This is a genomic window from Enterococcus sp. DIV0806c (assembly GCF_051710905.1).
Classification (GTDB): domain Bacteria; phylum Bacillota; class Bacilli; order Lactobacillales; family Enterococcaceae; genus Enterococcus_B; species Enterococcus_B mundtii.
Genome location: NZ_JBIOLO010000001.1, coordinates 1,970,095 through 1,992,675, shown reverse-complemented (window position 1 = coordinate 1,992,675; position 22,581 = coordinate 1,970,095). Strand labels below are relative to the sequence as shown.

Annotated in this window: 19 protein-coding genes and 1 pseudogene; 14 read left to right on the top strand and 6 right to left on the bottom strand. The window is 38.4% G+C overall.

The window, feature by feature from the left end; genetic code table 11:
- Positions 1-65: 65 nt before the first annotated feature.
- From argF to IGK77_RS09300, 5 genes are all read left to right on the top strand, one after another.
- Positions 66-1,085: an ornithine carbamoyltransferase gene (gene argF, locus IGK77_RS09320; protein WP_010735175.1), complete on the top strand. Its 1,020-nt coding sequence runs from the start codon at positions 66-68 to the stop codon at positions 1,083-1,085.
- Between the two features lie 113 nt (positions 1,086-1,198).
- Positions 1,199-2,152 carry a carbamate kinase gene (gene arcC, locus IGK77_RS09315; protein ID WP_010735176.1) on the top strand — a complete coding sequence of 318 codons (954 nt, stop codon included), beginning with the start codon at positions 1,199-1,201 and terminating at the stop codon, positions 2,150-2,152.
- Between the two features lie 537 nt (positions 2,153-2,689).
- Positions 2,690-4,381 carry an arginine--tRNA ligase gene (argS, locus tag IGK77_RS09310; RefSeq protein ID WP_074801792.1) on the top strand — a complete coding sequence of 564 codons (1,692 nt, stop codon included), beginning with the start codon at positions 2,690-2,692 and terminating at the stop codon, positions 4,379-4,381.
- Positions 4,382-4,736: 355 nt separating this feature from the next.
- Positions 4,737-4,961, top strand: a complete 225-nt coding sequence (locus IGK77_RS09305; protein WP_256209305.1) for a hypothetical protein — start codon at positions 4,737-4,739, stop codon at positions 4,959-4,961.
- 42 nt (positions 4,962-5,003) lie between these two features.
- Entirely contained in the window at positions 5,004-6,773 is a 1,770-nt protein-coding gene (locus tag IGK77_RS09300) for an EndoU domain-containing protein (RefSeq protein ID WP_438713159.1), read from the top strand.
- Between the two features lie 145 nt (positions 6,774-6,918).
- Here IGK77_RS09300 and IGK77_RS09295 read toward each other — a convergent pair whose 3' ends face one another.
- Positions 6,919-7,917 (bottom strand): hypothetical protein, encoded by a 999-nt coding sequence (locus IGK77_RS09295; protein WP_074801795.1) that lies wholly within the window; start codon positions 7,915-7,917, stop codon positions 6,919-6,921.
- A gap of 40 nt (positions 7,918-7,957) precedes the next feature.
- Entirely contained in the window at positions 7,958-8,941 is a 984-nt protein-coding gene (locus tag IGK77_RS09290) for a hypothetical protein (protein ID WP_074801798.1), read from the bottom strand.
- 245 nt (positions 8,942-9,186) lie between these two features.
- On the opposite strand from IGK77_RS09290, the gene IGK77_RS09285 reads away from it, so the two are divergent.
- On the top strand, positions 9,187-9,555 hold the full coding sequence (locus tag IGK77_RS09285) for an EndoU domain-containing protein (protein WP_256209307.1): 369 nt from the start codon (positions 9,187-9,189) through the stop codon (positions 9,553-9,555).
- 19 nt (positions 9,556-9,574) lie between these two features.
- Here the strand turns inward: IGK77_RS09285 and IGK77_RS09280 are convergent, their stop codons facing one another.
- The 4 genes and pseudogenes from IGK77_RS09280 to IGK77_RS09265 all read right to left on the bottom strand — a co-directional run bounded on the left by IGK77_RS09280 (position 9,575) and on the right by IGK77_RS09265 (position 13,509).
- Positions 9,575-10,558 carry a hypothetical protein gene (locus IGK77_RS09280; protein WP_074801803.1) on the bottom strand — a complete coding sequence of 328 codons (984 nt, stop codon included), beginning with the start codon at positions 10,556-10,558 and terminating at the stop codon, positions 9,575-9,577.
- A 45-nt stretch (positions 10,559-10,603) separates the two neighbouring features.
- Positions 10,604-11,587: pseudogene (locus IGK77_RS09275) on the bottom strand (hypothetical protein).
- 53 nt (positions 11,588-11,640) lie between these two features.
- Positions 11,641-12,624 carry a hypothetical protein gene (locus IGK77_RS09270; RefSeq protein WP_438713158.1) on the bottom strand — a complete coding sequence of 328 codons (984 nt, stop codon included), beginning with the start codon at positions 12,622-12,624 and terminating at the stop codon, positions 11,641-11,643.
- A 405-nt stretch (positions 12,625-13,029) separates the two neighbouring features.
- Complete coding sequence (locus tag IGK77_RS09265) at positions 13,030-13,509, bottom strand: arginine repressor (protein ID WP_010735183.1); 480 nt, start codon at positions 13,507-13,509, stop codon at positions 13,030-13,032.
- Positions 13,510-13,883: 374 nt separating this feature from the next.
- On the opposite strand from IGK77_RS09265, the gene rpsB reads away from it, so the two are divergent.
- The 8 genes from rpsB (at position 13,884) to IGK77_RS09225 (ending at position 22,189) form a co-directional block, all read left to right on the top strand.
- Positions 13,884-14,666, top strand: coding sequence for a 30S ribosomal protein S2 (gene rpsB / locus IGK77_RS09260; RefSeq protein WP_010735184.1), 783 nt, complete (start codon positions 13,884-13,886; stop codon positions 14,664-14,666).
- Positions 14,667-14,768: 102 nt separating this feature from the next.
- The gene (gene tsf / locus IGK77_RS09255) at positions 14,769-15,650 is read left to right on the top strand and encodes a translation elongation factor Ts (RefSeq protein ID WP_010735185.1); all 882 of its coding nucleotides are present in this window, start codon (positions 14,769-14,771) and stop codon (positions 15,648-15,650) included.
- A gap of 234 nt (positions 15,651-15,884) precedes the next feature.
- Positions 15,885-16,607 carry a UMP kinase gene (gene pyrH / locus IGK77_RS09250; RefSeq protein ID WP_010735186.1) on the top strand — a complete coding sequence of 241 codons (723 nt, stop codon included), beginning with the start codon at positions 15,885-15,887 and terminating at the stop codon, positions 16,605-16,607.
- Positions 16,608-16,610: 3 nt separating this feature from the next.
- Positions 16,611-17,168 carry a ribosome recycling factor gene (gene frr, locus IGK77_RS09245; RefSeq protein WP_065095887.1) on the top strand — a complete coding sequence of 186 codons (558 nt, stop codon included), beginning with the start codon at positions 16,611-16,613 and terminating at the stop codon, positions 17,166-17,168.
- 180 nt (positions 17,169-17,348) lie between these two features.
- Positions 17,349-18,155, top strand: coding sequence for an isoprenyl transferase (locus tag IGK77_RS09240; RefSeq protein WP_074801809.1), 807 nt, complete (start codon positions 17,349-17,351; stop codon positions 18,153-18,155).
- Positions 18,152-18,952: a phosphatidate cytidylyltransferase gene (locus tag IGK77_RS09235; RefSeq protein WP_023519848.1), complete on the top strand. Its 801-nt coding sequence runs from the start codon at positions 18,152-18,154 to the stop codon at positions 18,950-18,952. The genes IGK77_RS09240 and IGK77_RS09235 overlap by 4 nt, the downstream gene beginning before the upstream one ends.
- Positions 18,953-19,152: 200 nt before the next feature.
- Positions 19,153-20,421, top strand: coding sequence for an RIP metalloprotease RseP (rseP, locus tag IGK77_RS09230; protein ID WP_074801812.1), 1,269 nt, complete (start codon positions 19,153-19,155; stop codon positions 20,419-20,421).
- 58 nt (positions 20,422-20,479) lie between these two features.
- On the top strand, positions 20,480-22,189 hold the full coding sequence (locus IGK77_RS09225) for a proline--tRNA ligase (protein WP_010735191.1): 1,710 nt from the start codon (positions 20,480-20,482) through the stop codon (positions 22,187-22,189).
- Positions 22,190-22,581 lie beyond the last annotated feature (392 nt).

Genomic DNA, 22,581 nt, shown 5'->3' with positions numbered 1-22,581 from the left:
TCCTCTTAATACCAAGTACTTTATGTACTATCAAATAGAATACAATTTTAAAGGAGAATGTTCATATGAAAGAATCAGTATTTCAAGGAAGAAGTTTATTAGCAGAAAAAGATTTTACAAAGGAAGAGTTACAATATTTGATCGACTTTTCTCAACACTTGAAAGATTTGAAAAAACGTGGCATCCCACATCATTACTTAGAAGGAAAAAATATTGCATTACTATTTGAAAAAACATCAACACGTACTCGTGCAGCATTTACAACTGCAGCAATCGATCTTGGTGCGCATCCTGAATATTTAGGTGCGAATGACATCCAATTAGGTAAAAAAGAATCTACAGAAGATACTGCCAAAGTATTAGGTAGTATGTTTGACGGAATCGAGTTCCGTGGTTTCAGCCAAAAAATGGTGGAAGAATTAGCAGAATTCTCAGGCGTACCTGTATGGAATGGTTTAACTGATGAATGGCACCCAACTCAAATGATCGCTGACTTCTTAACGATCCAAGAAAACTTCGGTAAAGTGGAAGGCATCACAGTTGCTTATTGTGGCGATGGACGTAACAACATGGCGAATTCATTGTTAGTAACAGGTGCGATCTTAGGAACAAACATGCGTATTGTTGCACCAAAAGAATTACAACCTGAAGAAGAAATCGTGAAAATGGCTGAAGAGTTTGCAGCGAAATCAGGTGCACAATTAATGATCACTGACGATGTTGCTAAAGGGGTTGACGGAGCAGACGTTCTTTACTCAGACGTTTGGGTATCAATGGGTGAAGAAGATAAATTTGAAGAACGTATCAAATTATTGAAACCTTACCAAATCAATATGGATATGATCGAAAAAACAAACAATACAGATCGTTTGATCTTCTTACACTGCTTACCAGCCTTCCATGATACGAAGACAGTTTACGGTGAACAAATGAAAGAACGCTTCGGCATCACTGAAATGGAAGTAACAGACGAAGTATTCCGCAGTAAATATGCACGTCAATTTGAGCAAGCAGAAAACCGTATGCACTCAATCAAAGCAATCATGGCAGCAACACTAGGAAACTTATTCATTCCTCGTGTGTAACAACTAACAAGTAAATAATCAAAACGAGTCAGCGTAAGGATCGTTCAGAAAGAACGCTGGCTTGTTTTGTCATCGGTAAAATTCAGAATGTTCTGAAAGAAAGGGAGATAGATATGGCAAACAGAAAAGTGGTTGTTGCATTAGGCGGAAACGCGATTTTATCAACAGATGCAAGTGCAAAAGCACAACAAGACGCATTGATGGAAACAGCAAAATACTTAGTGAAATTTATTGAACAAGGAGATGAATTGATCATCTCACATGGTAATGGTCCTCAAGTCGGAAATTTATTGATCCAACAACAAGCGGCTGATTCAGAAAAAACACCGGCAATGCCATTAGATACATGTGTGGCGATGACGGAAGGTTCAATTGGCTATTGGTTGCAAAATGCGATGGGCGAAGTGTTGAAGGAGAAAGGAATCGATAAAGATGTCGTTTCTTTAGTGACACAAGTCATTGTTGATGAAAATGATCCATCGTTCAAAAATCCAAGCAAACCAGTTGGACCTTTCTATACAGAAGAAGAAGCGAACGATCAGATGAAAGCAGACTCTTCCGTAACATTCAAAGAAGATGCAGGACGTGGTTGGCGTAAGGTCGTTGCTTCTCCAAAACCAATCTCAATCAAAGAAGCTCGTGTCATCCAAACATTAGTGGAACAAGGCGTGATCACCATTTCTGTAGGTGGTGGCGGTATTCCAGTAGTGGAAACTGCAACAGGTCTTGAAGGAAAAGAAGCCGTGATCGACAAAGATTTTGCTTCTGAAAAATTAGCAGAGATCATCGGAGCAGATCTACTGATCGTGTTGACGGGTGTCGATAATGTCTATGTGAATTATCAAAAACCTGATCAAAAGAAACTAGAAACAGTTGGTGTCTCAGAAATGAAACAATACATTGCTGAAAACCAATTTGCTCCAGGAAGCATGTTGCCAAAAGTGGAAGCAGCGATTGCCTTTGTTGAGGCTCGTCCTACTGGGAAAGCAATTATTACTTCCTTAGAAAATATTGAGAATCTATTAGCTTCAGAAGAAGGAACGATCATTGTTGCTGATGAAGCGTAAGAAACTTTTTATCGTTTTACCATGACCATGTGTATAAAATGTCCAGTTGGTTTTTAATCTCCTTTAGACCTCCTGGACATTTTAGGTTGTGAGAAAAGCACTTTGACCTGAGCAATAAGATAGAAAATCAGAAAATAGTATCTCATATTTTTTGATTTTTTAGCTTGTTGTTGAAGGTCAGCTTTTCGAACACCGTTTATTTATGAAGAAAACTCTAGCCAGTCGATTGGATATCTGCTATAATTCAAATCAAGTTAAATAAGAGCAACGTTTGCTGAACAAGAGAGTAATTGGTGTCATTTCGTTCAAAGCGAGTCTGGGTAGAGTGGAAGCCGGACGGACAAATCCCAATGAAGCGCACTTGGAGAACTCTGTCTTTGACAGACGGTCGTCTACCGATATCAGATCGAGCAGGTCCTTTTTTAGGACAATTGGAGTGGTACCGCGGGAATTCTCGTCTCTAGTAAATTCATAGGAAATATGGATTTGCTAGAGATTTTTTTGTTTTACAGCAAACAATATGTAGGAGGAAAATAAATGAATAACAAAGATGTTGTTGCAAAAGCACTATATGAAGTAGTACAAGATGATTTGACGTTGGAGCAAGTCGCACAATTACTTGAAAATCCAAAATCAGCGGACCATGGAGATGTCGCATTTCCCACGTTCTCTTTAGCAAAAATCTTCCGTAAAGCACCACAACAGATCGCAGCGGATCTTGCTGAGAAAATCGATGCAACAAATTTTGAAAAAATCGAAGTCGTTGGACCATACTTGAACTTCTTTATGAACAAAGAGATCATTAGTAAGCAAGTGTTAGCTACAGTAGTAAAAGAAAAAGAACACTATGGTGATAGCACGATCGGTAACCAAGGAAGCGTGCCTATCGATATGTCTTCACCAAACATTGCAAAACCAATTTCAATGGGTCACTTACGTTCGACAGTAATCGGAAACTCAATTGGCTTTATCATGGAAAAATTAGGCTACCAACCAGTACGTATCAACCATTTAGGAGACTGGGGCACACAATTTGGAAAACTGATCGTTGCCTACAAAAAATGGGGATCTGCTGAATCTGTAAAAGCTGAACCAATCAATGAATTATTGCGTCTATATGTCCAATTCCACGAAGAAGCTGAAACACAACCTGAATTGAATGATGAAGCTCGTTCTTGGTTCAAGCGTCTAGAAGAAGGCGACGAAGAAGCGATGGAGTTATGGCAATGGTTCCGTGACGAATCAATGAAAGAATTCAACAAGATCTATGACTTGTTAGAAGTTCGTTTTGATTCATTGAACGGGGAAGCTTTCTATAATGACAAGATGGATGAAATCGTCGAATTACTAGAAGAAAAACATCTCTTACAAGAAGACAAAGGTGCAGAAATCGTTGACTTATCTGCTTATGATCTAAATCCTGCCTTGATCAAAAAATCAGATGGTGCGACACTTTATATCACACGTGACTTGGCAGCTGCACTATACCGTAAACGTACGTATGATTTCAGTCAATCACTATACGTAGTTGGTAATGAACAAAGTTATCACTTTAAACAATTAAAAGCTGTCTTGAAAGAACTAGGCTTTGACTGGTCAGATGATATGCACCATATCCCGTTTGGTTTGATCACACAAGGTGGTAAAAAACTATCTACACGTAAAGGAAAGATCGTTTTACTAGAAGAAGTATTGAATGAAGCAATCGACTCAGCGAAACAACAAATCAGTGAAAAGAATCCTGATTTGGAAAACAAAGATGTCATCGCAAAACAAGTCGGTGTTGGTGCTGTTATTTTCCACGATTTAAAAAATGACCGTTTGAATACCTTTGACTTCAATTTAGAAGAAGTGGTTCGTTTTGAAGGGGAAACTGGTCCTTATGTCCAATATACTCATGCTCGTGCGATGAGTTTATTAGACAAAGCAGGTTTTGTTCCTTCTGAAGATCAAGCTTATGCGTTGAATGATGAAAATAGTTGGGAAGTCGTGAAGCTTGTACAGAAATACCCTGAAACAGTACTTCAAGCGGGTGAAAAATATGAGCCATCGATCATTGCAAAACATGCGATCAAACTGGCACAAGCATTCAATAAATACTATGCACATACAAAAATCTTAGCGGACGATGACCAAAAAGAAGCACGCTTAGCGTTAGTTTATGCGGTAACTGTTTTACTAAAAGAAGACTTACGTCTATTAGGATTACATGCACCAGATAAAATGTAAAAAGTTTCATTGCTCAATGATTTTCTGAAGAGAAATCTAAAAGTTATTTATCAGTCAATAATCCATTGCATATTTACAATTGAATTGATTTTTATCTAGAAGGTTCTCTTTTAGAAACGAGCCAAGTCGGGATTTGAAAAAATCCCGGCTTTTTTGACGTATTTTTGGTACGGCATACATTTTCATAGTTGTTTTATGTTGAATTGTACATACAAAAATTTTTATGAATAAATAATTGAATTTCCTTTTCTTATTTTAGAAAAAGTCGTTTCATGAGAATCTTCACTTTTTATTAAGCGCTTTCTTTTCTTGCGGTATACTCTCGGTGTAAATAAAAAAGAAAAGGAGTGGAAAAATGAAAGTGAAAAAGAAATGGTTCTCGTTGTTGATGGTTGTGATGTTGTTGTCGTCGGTTTTCCAACCGACGCTCTTAGCCTTTGCGAGTGATCGATCCTTCAAAGAAGCAACCTCGCGTCCAGCTGTTGAGATTGATTTAAGTGGCACTTCGCCAGCAAAAGATGAAAAAACATGGAACGAATGGGTAAAACTCCGAGGATTTACGGATACCCTGACTGCCTAACATAACGTATTTGATAATTTAGTTCTAGCGGATTATTTAGACATGATGGAAGGGCCAAGTACGTTACCCCTCAGTGCACGGTTTGCTCGTTCGAAAATTGCACCGATCATCCAAGCTACCGCCTTTGCTGAATTTACCCGCCCCTACTTAAAAGAATCGTCCAAAGAGACGGCTGTCAGTCAGTTATATCGGGTGACCTCCACCAATATCTTAAGACAATCGATCAGTTTACTTGGTGACGCCATTGATGCACCCGAAGATCCGATTGAGATTTATCCAACCACTAAAATCGAGTTGGCTAGTTGGATTTCAGTCCAAAACCAGTTTCTCGAATACATAGAAACGACCCCCGACTTATCTGGATATGAGATGCGAACTGGCACAGACGGTGTGAGCAGATTATTCGTGCCGAAAAGCACGAACAATCAAAGTCTGTTAGTTTATCCAGATACTTCACTGAATGAATACTTACCGGGAAATGAAAAATTACCTCCGCGGATCGGCGCACTCAAACAAATCAATTTTTCTCCATATAATGGTCCAGGAACACCGTATGTCAATGTGACTATGAGCTACACCGCCTATGATCATCGCCAAGAACTATATACACAATATGATGTTCGTGGCATCACGATTCCCATGGAGACGGACTTTGATACATTTTTAGCAGAAATCGCCACACCTGAACAAGCCTTGGAACTGGTTAAAGGATATTCTTCGGTCCAATTCGGGGCAGTAGACCTAACAGATGTCGATTCCGTCAATGAAGTCGGAAAAGAAATCACCCGTAAAATGATCGATGAGCGGGATGCGCTGATTGATCAATTACCTGATACGTTTCAGACCAATCTATTCCGGATTGCAGCGAAAGCCAATGACAAAGAAGTTGTCATTGATCGGGAAGGTGAGTTTGTGTATCGGGGAACGCAAGAAATTGTTCCCTTAGACCAAATCGACATCGGCTTTAACCAAGAAGTCATCTATACGATCCGCAAAGTGCAAAGCTTTTTCGGTGTCTATTGCAACTATTATGCGTTAGCCGATGGCTTGTTCGATGAAGAACGCACGAATGCCTTACCAAGGAGTCTAGATGAAACCACCATTGCAGCGATTTCTGAAGTCGGTGGCAATGTATTGAAGAATTTACCAAATTACGAAAATACCGACTGGGTCATCAAACAGTCCCAAATCCAGCTCGAAAAAACAGACATCTTACTGATCATTATGTGCTTACCGTTGTCTGAAATGTTTTCTGTCTTACGAGCAGTTGAATCCGAAGAAGTCTTCGTAACAGCGATCGAAGTTGAAGAAGCTGAAGCCGCTCGCGTATTGGAAGCGGAAAAGGCTCTGATTACCAAGGGCTGTCCAAATGAAGCCTTGGTGGAAAAATTACCAACTACTGAATTTTATAACCGCAAGTCGTTGCGACATGTGGCAGGAGAGGTGAGACCTGGGAGAAGTGGCAATCCTGAAATCACAGGTGCCCATTCGAGACATCCTGATTTTTATAGCCCAGACAGTGGAGTAGTTTATGAACCAACTGGGGCGGTGGTGGAAGGACGACCTTTTGAGGCGGATGTTAAGTATGATGGGAAATATAAGAATACAAAATCTACTGTTTTTCCAGACAGCTGGGATGCAGAGAAAATTACGAGTGAAGTAGAACAAATTGTAAGGCAAAAAAATTTTGACTCTCCTGGAAACCATACTTTTAGTGGTGAGAGTACAGCTGGATTTGAGATAAAAGGAAATGTAAATGTTAAAATGAATGGTAAAATAACCGTGGTATCAGCATATCCCATTTTAAAATAAATATATACTCTGAAGTAAAAGATTTTCTAATGACATGGGTGAATAAGAAACGCAGATGTGGGACTTATTAATTAACTATAAAAAGACTAATGTCAAAACTATTTTTTAAGCTTTGATATTGGTCTTTTTATTTATAGGAATCTATTTAAAGTTTTTTTCCAAGCCTGCTTAAACCTCTTTCTTTATATTCATTAATTTTTTTTTGAAACATTTCAGGTGTATATACATTACGCCAATAATATAAATTGTTCTGTTGATATTGATAGATGATAGCTAAAATTGAATTATTCAATTGTTCGCTTAAACCAAGGTAGTCCGTATTAAACATCCATTCGCTATAAAAATCCCCATGTATTCCATAGCTTAATTGATAAGGGGAACAACCAAATAAAGAAATACCGCCGTAACTAATTGTATACTCTTCATTAGACAAATAACGTCTAGGATCATTAGGTTCATCTTCTTCAGGATCATAAGGGAATTCAGCGAAAAAGAACCCAACTTCTGGATCAAAATCAATGTATGATTCATCACGAATCACGGTTAATCGAGAATCTAATTTATTTAATCGAGTTTCTAGAAATTCCGTATTCTTTTCTACAGCAGCCAAAGGTCGATGCTTGGGGTCAGTGAAACTAATCGGCGAACTAACGAGTTCTCCTGGTCCAATGTATTGTGATGGACGATTATAAGGTTTTAACCTTTCCTGTTCCAATTGTTTTTCTGTAAATAAGTCATTCCAATAGAACAGGTTATGCACTTGATATTCATGAATGACTTTTAAGATAGCTTGGTCAATCACTTTTACTGCTTGTCTAGAAGAATCTGAAGCCCCGCTCGGTTTTCTATAATATTCGTAAATTTGTTCATCGTAAGGCGTAAACCAGTAAAGAGGATAGCCTCTATATCTAAGCAGATACTCCGAATACACAAAATATTCCATCGGATGATTCGGTACACGAGGGTCCCAGTAGATAGTAGAAAGTTGTGGAAAGACCTCTGGACCATAATCAATAAAGTTATCATTATGTATCAAAGACAAATCTGGATCGATTGCATGAAACTTTTGAGTGAGTTCTTCTGTCATTTTTCTGATTTCTGCTTGTGGTCGACGGTTGGGATCGATAAAGGGGAAGAAGGTCATAGTTACTATCCTTTCTGTTCAAGAATCATAAGATGTTGAATTAATTCAACTTCCATGTCTTTTTATAGTTACGCACTATTTTTTGGAAATCTTCATAGGAATAATTGTTGCGCCAGTAATATTTATTATAGAGCATATATTTCCTCATAATCACTTCAATCGCATCATCTAGTTCCTTACTAAGTCCAAGGTACGTAACATTAGCAATCCCCCCATTAAAGAAGTCGCCATGAAAACTAGTTCCTATACTATAAGGAGAAAGTCCGTAAATGGCTGTCTCATTAAAATAAATGTTGTAATCATAGTGAGATAAGTAACGTCTAGGATCATCTGGCTCGTCTTCTTCAGGATCATAAGGACATTCCGCAAGAAAATGGCCAATATCCGGACCAAAATCAATATAAGAATCATCATGAATCACCGTTAATTGAGAATCTAAGTGATCTAATTGAGTTTCTAAAAATTCGGTATTCTTTTCTACAGCAGCTAAAGATCGATGTTTGGGGTCAGTGAAACTAATTGGCGAACTAATGATTTTTACTGGTCCAACGAATTGTGATAATCGTTTATAAGGTTCTAACTTTTCCTGTTCAAATTGTTTTTCTGTAAATATATCTTTCCAATAGAGAAGGTTATGAACTTGATAGTCATGAATGATTCTTAGTATAGTCTGATCAATCATTTTTAAAGTTTTTCTTTCTGGATCTGGAGTTCCTCCAGGTTTTTGATAAGTTTCGTAAAGCCATTCACCATAAGGAGTAAACCAGTAAAGAGGGTAGTTTTTATATCTAAGTTGGTACTCCGAGTACACAAAATGTTCCATCGGATGATTTGCCACGCGAGGATCCCAGTAAATCGACGAAAGTTGTGGAAAGACCTCTGGACCATAATCAATAAAGTTATCATTGTGAATCAAGGTCAAGTCTGGATCGATTGCATGAAATTTTTGAGTCAGTTCTTCTGTCGTTTTTCGAATCTTGGCTTGTGGTCGACGGTTGGGATCGACAAAGGGGAAGAAGGTCATAGGTATTATTCCTTTCTATATCAAGTTTTTTCATTTGAATCATAACATGTTGAAAGACAGTATAAAGAATTTTTTTTCGAAAAAGTCGAAGTAAAGAGAACAGGAGTAAAGCGATAATAAACATCTAGGTGGGGCACCTATCTAAGCGTTAGATCGACTATCGAACATCCCAAGTAGTCCTTAGTAGAAAAATTGCCAATCACTAATACTATATCCGTAAAGCCTTGCGTCATGTGGCAGGAGAGGTGAGACCGGGAAGAACTGGCGATCCTGAAATCACAGGTGCTCATTCACGGCACCCTGATTTTTATAATCCAGACAGTGGAGTGGTTTATGAACCAATTGGGACATTGGTGGAAGGACGACCTTTTGAGGCGAATGTTAAGTATGATGGGAAATATAAGAATACAAAATATATTGTTTTTCCAGACAGCTGGGATGCAGAAAAAATTACGAGTGAAGTAGAACAAATTGTAAAAAAACAGGTTCCTAATATACCGGGGAGACATCCTTTTAGTGGTGAAAGTACAGAAGGTTTTACGATAGAAGGACATGCGAATGTTAAAGCAAATGGAAAAATTACGGTTGCGACAGCATATCCGATTATAAAATAATAAAGATGGTGGTGCTTAGTTATTCTAAGCACCACATCTTTTTATTTTTTTTAATTTCTTTTTGGAACTCTCCAGTAGTATAATAATCACGCCAATAATATAAATTATTCAATTGATATTTGTGAACATGTTTTATTACAGTAGCATCAAGTTCATTACTTAGTCCAAGATGAACGAAACTAGGTATGCCACCATTAAGAATATTTCCTTGGTAACCAGTTCCAAAGCTATAGGGAGTAAAACTGTACAAAAGAGTATCACCATAATAGATTTGATACTCTGAATCAGATAAGTCGCATATAGGATCATTAGGTTCATCTTCTTCTGGATCATAAGAATATTCAGCTAAAAAACGACCAATCTTTGGGCCAAAGTCAATGTATGAATCATCATGAATAAGAGATAAGCGCAAATCTAGTTTGTTGAGCTGTGTTTCTAAGTATTCGGTATTCTTTTCTACAGCAACCAAAGGTCGATGCTTGGGGTCAGTAAAACTAATTGGTGAACTAACGAGTTCTCCTGGTCCGATGAATTGTGATGGACGATTATAAGGTTTTAACCTTTCCTGTTCCAATTGTTTTTCTGGAAATAAGTCATTCCAATAGAACAGGTTAAGTACTTGATATTCATGAATGACTTTTAAGATAGCTTGGTCAATCACTTTTACTGCTTGTCTAGAAGAATCTGAAGCCCCACTCGGTTTTCTATAATATTCGTAAATTTGTTCATCGTAAGGCGTAAACCAGTAAAGAGGATAGCCTCTATATCTAAGTAGATACTCCGAATACACAAAATGTTCCATCGGATGTTTTGCCACGCGAGGATCCCAGTAAATCGACGAAAGTTGTGGAAAGACCTCTGGACCATAATCAATAAAGTTATCATTGTGAATCAAGGTCAATTCTGGATCGATTGCATGAAATTTTTGAGTCAGTTCTTCTGTCATTTTTCTGATCTCTGCTTGTGGTCGACGGTTGGAATCGACAAAGGGGAAGAAGGTCATAGTTACTATCCTTTCTGTTCAAGATTTTATTTTTTGAATAAACTGTTAAAATAAAGTCCACCATTCTTTATCTTCACGTATTTTACTTTGAAATTGTTCTGGGGTATAGGTTTCCCGCCAGTAGTATTTGTTGTAAAGCATATATTTTCTCATAATCACATTGATCGCATCAACTAGCTTCTTGCTTAGTCCAAGGTAGGTAACATTCGGTATTCCCCCATTAAAGTAATCGCCATGAAATCCAGTCCCACTACAATAAGGAGAGAGAGAGAAAAGTAATGTTTTATTAAAATAAATGTCGTACTCGTAACGAGATAAATCACGTCTAGGATCATCTGGCTCGTCTTCCTCTGGATCGTAAGGGCACTCCGCAAGAAAATGACCGATATCTGGACCAAAATCAATATATGAGTCATCACGAATCACGGTTAATCGAGAATCCAATTGATCTAACTGAGTTTCTAGAAATTCCGTATTCTTTCCTACAGCAGCCAAAGGTCGGTGCTTGGGGTCAGTGAAACTAATTGGTGAACTAATTATTTCGCCAGGTCCAATAGATTGCGATACTCTCTTGTAGGGTTTTAACTTCTCCTGTTCCAATTGTTTTTCAGTAAATATATCTTTCCAATAGAGAAGGTTATGAACTTGATAGTCATGAATGATTCTTAGGATAGTCTGTTCAATCATTTTTAAAGTTTTTCTTCGCGAGCCTGCATTCCCTCCAGGGCTTCTATAATATTCCTAAATTTTTTCATCATAAGGCGTAAACCAGTAAAGAGGATAGCCGCCATATCTAAGTAGATACTCCGAATACACAAAATGTTCCATTGGGTGATCTGGCACACGAGGGTCCCAATAAATTTTTGATAGCTTTGGAAAGACCTCCGGACCATAATCAATAAAGTTATCATTATGTATCAAAGTCAAATCTGGATCGATTGCTTGAAATTTTTGGGTCAGTTCTTCTGTCATTTTTTTGATCTCTGCTTGTGGTCGACGGTTGGGATCGTCAAAGGGGAAGAAGGTCATAGTTACTATCCTTTCTGTTCAAGATTTTTTTAGTTCAATCATAAGATGTTGAATTAATTCAACTTCCAGGTCTTTTTATAGTTACGCACTATTTCTTGGAAATCTTCATAGGAATAATTGTTGCGCCAGTAATATTTGTTATAAAGCATATATTTCCTCATAATCACTTCGATCGCATCATCTAGCTCCTTACTAAGTCCAAGGTACGTAACGTTGGCAATCCCCCCATTGAAGAAGTCGCCATGAAAACTAGTTCCTATACTATAAGGAGAAAGTCCGTAAATGGGTGTCTCATTAAAATAAATGTGGTAATCATAATGAGATAAGTAACGAATAGGATCATCTGGCTCGTCTTCCTCTGGATCGTAAGGACATTCCGCAAGAAAATGGCCGATATCCGGACCAAAATCAATATAAGAATCATCATGAATCACCGTTAATTGAGAATCTAAGTGATCTAATTGAGTTTCTAAAAATTCGGTATTCTTTTCTACAGCAGCTAAAGGTCGATGCTTGGGGTCAGTGAAACTAAACGGCGAACTAACGAGTTCTCCTGGTCCAATGAATTGTGATGGTCGATTATAAGGTTTTAACCCTTCCTGTTCCAATTGTTTTTCTGGAAATAAGTCATTCCAATAGAATAGGTTATGCACTTGATAATCATGAATGACTTTTAAGATAGCTTGGTCAATCACTTTTACTGCTTGTCTAGAAGAATCTGAAGCCCCGCTCGGTTTTCTATAATATTCGTAAATTTGTTCACCATACGGATTAAACCAGTAAAGAGGATAGCCTCTATATCTAAGTAGATACTCCGAATACACAAAATGTTCCATCGGATGTTTTGCCACGCGAGGATCCCAGTAAATCGACGAAAGTTGTGGAAAGACCTCCGGACCATAATCAATAAAGTTATCATTATGTATCAAAGTCAAATCTGGATCGATTGCTTGAAATTTTTGGGTCAGTTCTTCTGTCATTTTTTTGATCTCTGCTTGTGGTCGACGGTTGGGATCAACAAAGGGGAAGAAGGTCATAATCGTTTTTCCTTTCTATACTATAAAAGTTTTTTTAAATTAAAGTATGACATGTAAATAAGGAGTGTGGGGGACTGTTTTTTCGTCGATCAGAAAAAAGTGGGGATTTATAATGAAACAAGCAATACCTGCCTAATTCAAAGTGAACGAAGCTTTATATGATTTTTAGCGCTTGTTGTGTTTCTCAATGATATTTGAATTTATTCTACTAGTGGAAAACATTACTATTATTGTTTCTATGAGGCATTGAGTGCGAGGTATAGTGGGCTTTCATAGCAACGAAAGGTTAAGTCAACTTGAGAGAGGTTCATGGTTCTTCTCCAGTATTGATTTAAATAAAAAAAGATGCTGGCAAATTTCACCAACATCAAAAAATATATATACAATTACTAACTGTTATGGCATTTAAAAAATTGTTGCTGTAGTGGGATGATGCAAGAAGTTTTCAACTAACTGCGCATCTTCATCATCTTTCGAAATAATGATCGTTGTATCAAAGCCAGCAATCGTACTAACGATATGAGGCGGTTTGATTTCATCTAAGACAGCTGCGAACAACGGTGCGTTGTCTGGTAAGGTATGGACGATAGTCAAAAAATGAACTCGTTCCACTTTTAACACGATATCTTCAATCATCTGGATCAAACGTTTTTCATCTTCGCTTTTTGATTCAGCTGTCTCCTTTTCTTTGAACAGGACAAAATGGGAAACACCATTTTCATCAGGCGCCTTAACGATTTTTAAGTCACGTATATCTCTTGAAATCGTCGCTTGAGTCGCAGATACACCCATTTCAGTCAGCTTAGCTAACATTTCATCTTGTGTACGGATCGTATAATCTTCAATGATTTGTTTAATCAACAAGTGTCGCTCAGTTTTTCGCATTTTAGTTCTCCTTTAACGAAACTTTTCACAAGTATCATAACAAAAAAACGTTGAATTGCCCATCTTTATTTTCCATTTACCTGTTTATTTTTTCACGAATTGCTTATAAAAAAACAAAGAAATAAAGTAAAAAAATGAGAGGGAGAAAAAGAAGACACAAAAAAATAAGTAAGTTGATTTTTTTTCTTGAAATTTATGCCCAATTCAGTTAAACTATTGAATGTTGAGCAGAAAAAGATCACTTTGGTGTATCTTACGTCACTACTCAATAAATCCACATTCTTGTTGGATCGTTGGTCGGTGCTTGAAAAAGTTGGCTAGCGAGTTGGAAGACAAGAAGAGGGAAAATAAAAACCAAATCGGAGGAAACAAACATGGCAGTAATTTCAATGAAACAATTACTAGAAGCCGGCGTACACTTTGGTCACCAAACTCGTCGCTGGAACCCAAAAATGAAGAAATACATCTTCACAGAAAGAAACGGAATCTACATTATTGACTTGCAAAAAACAGTTAAATTAGTAGATGCAGCTTACGATTACATGAAGAGCGTAGCAGAAGAAGGCGGCGTTGCTTTATTCGTAGGTACGAAAAAACAAGCACAAGAAGCAATCAAAGATGAAGCTACTCGTGCTGGACAATACTTTGTAAACCACCGTTGGTTAGGTGGAACATTGACAAACTGGGATACGATCCAAAAACGTATCGCTCGTTTGAAACAAATCAATGCAATGGAAGAAGATGGAACTTTTGCAGTTCTACCTAAAAAAGAAGTTGCTGGTTTGAACAAACAACGTGAACGTCTTGAAAAATTCTTAGGTGGTATCGCTGATATGCCAAGAATCCCAGATGTAATGTACATCGTTGACCCACGTAAAGAACGCATTGCCGTTCAAGAAGCACACAAATTGAATATCCCAATCGTAGCAATGGTTGATACAAACTGTGATCCAGATGAGATCGACGTAGTTATCCCATCAAACGACGACGCAATCCGTGCCGTTAAATTGATTACTTCAAAAATGGCTGATGCTTTCATCGAAGGAAATCAAGGGGAAGATCAAGTAGTTGAAGAAGATTTTTCAGCAGAAAACACAGCGACTTCAATCGAAGAAATCGTTGATGTTGTTGAAGGCGACAACTCTTCAGCAGAATAATTTTTAAATGATGGAGCTGTTTCAAAGGCTAGGCGACAAGCCTCACTCTCCTTTGAAACAGCTTTTTTTAAAGAAAAAGCATACAACTAGGAGGAAGTAAAAATGGCAGACGTTACAGCTAAAATGGTAAAAGAACTACGCGATATGACTGGCGTAGGAATGATGGATGCGAAAAAAGCATTGGTTGAAGTTGAAGGTGACATCGAAAAAGCAGTAGATCTTTTACGTGAAAAAGGAATGGCTAAAGCTGCGAAGAAAAACGATCGTATCGCCGCTGAAGGTCTTGCTTCAGTTGCAGTGAAAGGTAATACTGCAGCAATCGTTGAAGTCAACTCAGAAACAGACTTCGTTTCTAAAAACGAAATGTTCCAAGACTTAGTAAAAGAAATCGCTGAACTAGTTGCTGAAAACAAACCAGCTGACATGGACGCAGCAATGAAAATCAAAACATCAAAAGGAACAGTTGAATCTGACTTGATCGAAGCAACACAAGTTATCGGTGAAAAAATCAGCTTCCGTCGTTTTGAAGTAATCGAAAAAGATGACAACGCTGCATTTGGCGGTTACCTACACATGGGTGGACGTATTGCTGTATTAGCTGTTTTAGAAGGTACAACTGACGAAGCGGTAGCTAGAGACGTAGCGATGCACGTAGCAGCGATCAACCCTCGTTATGTAAACGAAACACAAATCCCTGAAGCTGAATTAGATCACGAACGTACAGTCTTGACTGAACAAGCATTGAACGAAGGCAAACCAGCGAACATCGTTGAAAAAATGGTTGAAGGACGCTTAAACAAATTTAAAGCTGAAATCGCATTGGTTGACCAACCATTCGTTAAAGATCCTGATATGACTGTTGAAAAATTTGTTGCTTCTAAAGGCGCAACTGTGAAATCATTTGTCCGCTTTGAAGTCGGCGAAGGTATCGAAAAACGCGAAGATAACTTTGTAGAAGAAGTAATGAACCAAGTGAAAAAATAATCCGGTTTACGGACTTGATTAATGGTACGATGTTTGGTCCAAAGAAAATAGAGATTATTCTGCATTTTCTTTGTGACCACATCGGTTCCATCGCTTATTTGAATGAAATGAGGAGCAGCGACATTCGTCACAGCTCTTTTTTTTAGGGCAAGAGATATCAAGAGCATAGGTATTTTCGTGCCTAAACTATCTGGATATGGTAGAATGTCAATAGAAAATATTGGAGGAATGAACATGGTCACACCAAAATATCAGCGTGTCGTCTTAAAATTAAGTGGAGAAGCTTTAGCTGGAGATGAAGGGTTTGGAATCAAACCACCAGTTATCAAAGAAATCATCCAAGAGATCAAAGAAGTCCACGAGTTAGGCGTAGAGATGGCAATTGTTGTCGGCGGTGGAAATATCTGGCGCGGTCAAATTGGCGCACAAATGGGGATGGAACGTGCACAAGCGGATTACATGGGCATGTTAGCAACTGTGATGAATGCTTTAGCATTACAAGATACATTAGAAAATGTTGGTGTTCCTACACGCGTCCAAACCTCAATTGAAATGCGACAAATCGCAGAACCATACATCCGTCGTAAAGCAGAGCGTCATTTAGAGAAAGGGCGCATCGTTATTTTTGCCGGTGGTACTGGAAACCCTTATTTTTCTACAGATACAACTGCGGCATTACGTGCAGCTGAAATTGGCGCTGATGTTATTTTAATGGCTAAGAACAATGTTGACGGTGTTTATTCTGCCGATCCAAAAATCGATTCAACAGCAGTGAAATTCGATGAATTGACACACATGGAAGTCATTGCAAAAGGATTACAAGTAATGGATTCAACTGCTAGTTCATTGAGTATGGACAATGATATCCCGTTACTTGTGTTCAATCTTAATGAACATGGAAACATTCGCCGAGCAATCTTAGGTGAAAATATCGGAACAACCGTAAGGGGGAAATAAACAATGGCAGATGCAATTATGACAGAAGCAAAAGACAAGATGCAAAAAGCAGCACAAAATCTACAACGTGAACTTGGACAGATCCGTGCCGGCCGTGCGAATGCGAGCTTATTAGATCGTATCACTGTTAATTATTATGGTGCACCAACACCATTGAACCAATTAGCATCGATCCAGATCCCAGAAGCAAGAGTATTGATGATCACACCATTCGATAAAAGTGTGCTTCAAGACATCGAAAAATCGATCATGGCAAGCGACATCGGGATCAGTCCAACAAATGACGGAAATGTGATTCGCTTAGTCATTCCTCAGTTAACAGAAGAACGTCGGAAAGAATTAGCAAAAGACGTGAAAAAAGAAGCTGAAAATGCGAAAATCGCTGTCCGTAACATTCGTCGTGATGCAATCGATGAGTACAAAAAACAACAAAAAAATGGCGATATCACAGAAGATGATTTGCGCGACTTAGAAAAAGAAGTGCAAACTTTGACAGATAACAGTATCAAAGAAGTGGATAATATCGCTGCAGACAAAGAAAAAGAATTGCTTGAAGTATAAGAATCAATAAAGACAGGTGGACAGTGTGAAGTGCTGACTCCTGTTTTTTACTTTTTGACTAAGAAAAACTAAAAAATCCTTTGAATTTACGTAAAAAAAGGGCTATACCATAGGAAATAACGATAGATATTGCTATAATGGTAAAGATAGTTGTAATTTTTTAGTATGGGAGGAAAAAGAATGTTACGTTTTTTTCCGCAAAAAAACAAATATATTCAAGAAAAAAGTGAGCACCATTTTGATGCGCAGAGAGATATCCCGAAACATATCGCCATCATCATGGATGGGAATGGTCGTTGGGCACAAAACCGTCGTCTTCCACGAGTGGCTGGCCACAAAGAAGGCATGGAAACCGTTAAGAAAGTCACTAAAAAAGCTTCTCGACTTGGGGTAAAGGTGTTAACGCTCTATGCGTTTTCAACCGAAAATTGGAAACGTCCAAAAGAGGAAGTCAATTTTTTGATGCAATTACCTGTAGACTTTTTTGATACGTTCGTCCCTGAGTTGATTGCTGAAAATGTCAAGGTACAAGTGATGGGCTATGAAGAACTCTTGCCGGAACATACGCAAGATGCAGTACGCCGTGCTATTGAACAAACCAAAGAAAATACGGGAATGATCTTAAACTTCGCACTGAATTATGGTAGTCGGGCAGAAATCATCTCTGCAGTCAAATCAATCAGTGAACAAGTAAAAGAAAACGATCTTTCTACGGAAGACATCGACGAGGACATGATCGCGGATCATCTGATGACCGGTTTCTTACCTCCCGAACTTCGCGATCCAGGATTAGTCATCCGGACAAGTGGCGAAGAACGGATCAGTAATTTCTTATTGTGGCAGATTGCTTATAGTGAATTATATTTTTCAAAAGCCTTATGGCCAGATTTTGACGGCGCCCATTTAGAAGAAGCAATTGCTTCTTATCAACATCGAGACCGTCGTTTTGGTGGTGTAAAAAGTGTAGATAAAGGAGAACAATCATGAAGCAACGTGTGATCACTGCGGTCGTAGCATTGGCATTATTTATTCCGATCATTTGGATCGGAGGAATTGGGCTTGAGCTAGTAGCGGCTTTATTAGCAGTAGTTGGTGTCTATGAACTTTTTCGTATGAAAGGATTGACACTATTAAGTTTTGAAGGAGTTCTTTCTGCCATCGGTGCAGTTTTTCTTGTCCTGCCGAAAGAGCGCTGGTTTTTCTTTTTACCTGAACAAACAAATGAATTTATGTTGTTTTATTTGACTGTGATGATCCTATTGGGTGCCGCTGTCTTCTCAAAAAATATGTATACGATCGATGAAGCTGGTTTTCCAGTTGTTACCAGTTTATATGTCGGTTTTGGTTTTCAAAACTTTGTTAGTGCGCGTACAGAAGGAATCAACGTATTGCTTTTTGGCTTATTCATCGTTTGGGCAACCGATATTGGCGCATATCTAGTTGGTAGACGTTTTGGTAAGCGTAAGCTATGGCCAGATATCTCACCCAACAAAACGATTGAAGGTGCATTAGGGGGGATCGGTAGTGCGTTAGTTGTTGCCTTACTGTATTTCTTACTTTATCCACCACAAGAATTGTTTGGACATGGCTTATTCGTCATGTTACTCCTAACGATCATTCTATCGATCGTAGGCCAATTTGGGGATCTAGTCGAGTCGGCAATTAAACGCCACTATGAGGTCAAAGATTCAGGGAACATTTTACCTGGACATGGTGGGATCTTAGATCGATTCGATAGTCTATTGTTCGTCTTTCCAGTCATGTACTTATTTGGATTGATATAAATAAAAATTCTGTAAAAGAAGCTTCCGAAGCCAAAAGTTTTTCGTCCGTCAATCAGACACGATCGGTAAGGAGATTCTTTACAGGATTTTTATTTTTTTACATTTTAATAGGTGCTTGGTGAAGTGTCGATAATATGGTAAAATTAAGTAGTTTTATTTTAACTGAATAAAAAATAATGATTAATGTAAAGGAGAATAGGATGAGAACAATTATCACGTTCATTATCGTTTTTGGCATCTTAGTGATCGTACATGAATTTGGCCACTTCTTCTTTGCGAAACGATCAGGAATCCTAGTTCGCGAGTTTGCGATTGGCATGGGACCTAAAATCTACGGTCATCAAGCAAAAGACGGCACGACTTATACATTGCGTTTGTTACCGATCGGTGGCTATGTGAGAATGGCTGGGAATGGGGACGACGAAACGGAAATGGCCCCAGGAATGCCGTTATCGCTCTTGATGGATTCAGATCATGTCGTAAAGAAAATCAATTTAAGCAAAAAAATCCAATTGACCAATGCGATCCCAATGGAATTGATCCGTTATGATCTTGATGAAGCACTCACGATCACAGGTTATGTGAATGGTGATGAAACGCAAGAAGTAACGTATGCAGTGGATCACGATGCTTCGATCATCGAGGCGGATGGGACTGAATTGAGGATCGCACCGAGAGATGTGCAGTTTCAATCAGCCAAATTATGGCAACGAATGTTGACTAACTTTGCGGGTCCAATGAATAATTTTATTTTAGCGATTCTATTGTTCATCGTATTAGCGTTCATGCAAGGCGGGGTGACAGTCACAAATACCAACCAAATCGGTGTTGTTACGCCAGACGGAGCTGCGGCTGCAGCCGGACTGAAAGAAAATGATGAAATTCTTTCAGTTGAGGGGAAATCGATCCAAACATGGAATGATCTGACAGCGATCATTACTGAAAATCCAAATAAACCACTTGATTTTGAAGTTGAACGAAATGGACAGGTTTCTTCTGTTGAAGTGACACCGAAAGCAATTGAGTCGAATGGTGAAAAAATTGGTCAACTTGGAATACAAGCGCCAATGAAAACTGGCTTCTTCGATAAGATCATCGGTGGAACACAACGTGCATTTAGTAGCTCTTTGGAAATATTCAAAGCATTAGGTTCATTATTTACCGGCTTTAGCTTGGACAAATTAGGTGGACCGGTGATGATGTTCCAATTGTCTTCTGAGGCAGCGAATCAAGGGATCATGACAGTCATTGGTTTGATGGCAATCTTATCCATGAATTTAGGGATCGTCAATTTATTACCGATTCCAGCATTAGATGGTGGAAAACTAGTCTTGAATATTTTTGAAGGTGTCCGTGGTAAACCACTTAGTCAGGAAAAAGAAGGCGTTTTGACGCTTGTTGGTTTTGGCTTCCTGATGCTATTGATGGTATTAGTAACATGGAATGACATTCAACGATTCTTTTTCTAGAAAAAGTAGGGTATAATGACATGCGTTAGATTATTTGAGGAATAAAGGAGTTTATATAATGAGACAATCAAAAATGTTGATTCCAACATTAAGAGAAGTTCCAAATGATGCGGAAGTATTAAGTCATCAAATCTTACTACGTGCCGGTTACATTCGTCAGGTTTCGGCTGGAATCTATTCTTATTTACCACTTGCAAATCGTGTATTAGAAAAATTAAAAACGATCATGCGCGAAGAATTTGAAAAAATCGGCGCAGTAGAAATGTTGATGCCAGCGATTTTACCTGCTGAGTTATGGCAAGAATCTGGTCGTTATGAAACATACGGTCCCAACTTGTATCGCTTGAATGATCGCAACGATCGTCAGATGATCTTAGGACCAACACATGAAGAAACATTTACAGAATTGATCCGTGATGAAGTCAATTCATACAAAAAATTACCTTTGAATCTTTATCAGATCCAAGCAAAATACCGTGATGAAAAACGTCCTCGTTTTGGACTATTACGTGGACGCGAATTTATCATGAAAGATGCGTATTCTTTCCATGCTTCTCAAGAGAGTTTGGATGAAACATACAAAGATTACGAAAAAGCTTATACAGAGATCTTTAAGCGTTGTGGTCTAGAGTTCCGTGCAATCATCGGTGACGGTGGCGCGATGGGCGGAAAAGACTCAAAAGAATTTATGGCAATCTCAGAAATTGGTGAAGACACGATTTGTTATTCAACAGAAAGTGACTATGCAGCAAATTTAGAGATGGCGACGAGCTACTATGTGCCAAAAAAATCCCATGAAACACAATTGGAAATGGAAAAGAAAGAAACACCAGATGTGAAAACCATCGAAGAGGTTGCAGCTTTCTTTGACGTTCAACCACAAAAAATCATCAAATCTGTACTTTTCACAGCAGATGAGCAACCTGTTTTAGTTTTAGTTCGCGGCGATCATGAAGTCAATGATGTGAAATTGAAAAACTTCTTAGGTGCAGATTTCTTAGAAGAAGCAACAGAAGAAGAAGCGAAAAACTATTTAGGCGCTGATTTTGGATCAGTTGGACCAATCGGTGTAGCTGAAGAGGTCAAAGTCTATGCGGATCGTCATGTTCAAGATCTGGCAAACGCGATTGCGGGAGCGAATGAAACTGGCTACCATTATATCAATGTCAATCCAGAACGTGATTTCAATGTTCTAGCATATGAAGACTTACGCTTTGTCCAAGAAGGCGATCCTTCGCCAGATAATAATGGCGTATTAGCCTTCACTCGAGGAATCGAGATCGGTCATATCTTCAAACTAGGGACACGTTACAGTGAATCAATGGGTGCTACTGTTCTTGATGAAAATGGTCGTGAAAAACACGTGATCATGGGTTGTTATGGTATCGGTGTGAGCCGTCTACTTTCAGCAATCGTTGAACAAAATGCAGACGAAAACGGTATTCACTGGCCAAAAGGCATTGCACCATTTGATTTGCATGTCGTACAAATGAACTTAAAAGATGAGTTCCAAACGAACTTGACGAATGAAGTGGAAAAAGCAATGAACGAAGCCGGTTATCAAGTACTTGTTGATGATCGCAATGAGCGTGCAGGTGTTAAGTTTGCTGATTCTGATTTGATCGGATGTCCAATCCGTATCACCGTCGGTAAAAAAGCAGTAGATGGCATCGTCGAAGTGAAAATCAAAAAAACAGGTGAAATGGTCGAAGTTCGGAAAGAAGAACTTGTAAATACATTACCGATTTTATTGAATCAAGGCGAATAAATAAGAGTGGAAAAGTCGTATCAGTCTTTTAAAAGACGGAAGCGACTTTTTCATTTCCTTTGGTGATTGGGATAGAGGTTGTTCAAGAAGCAACACTTCAATAATAAGGCAAAAAATCAAAAATGAAAAAGCCATTTTCGATTTTTCTGTCTTATTACTCAGTGCTGACCGCTTCTTTCACAACCTGATAAACGGTGTTCGAAAAGCTAACCTTCAACATTAAGCTGGAAAATCAAAAAATATGAGAAGCTATTTTCTCAATTTCTGCCTTAATACTCGGAGCTAACCGGCTTTCTCACAACCTTGATAAACGGTGTTCAAGAAGCAACACTTCAATAATAAGCCAAAAAAATCAAAAATGAAAAAGCCATTTTCGATTTTCTTGTCTTATT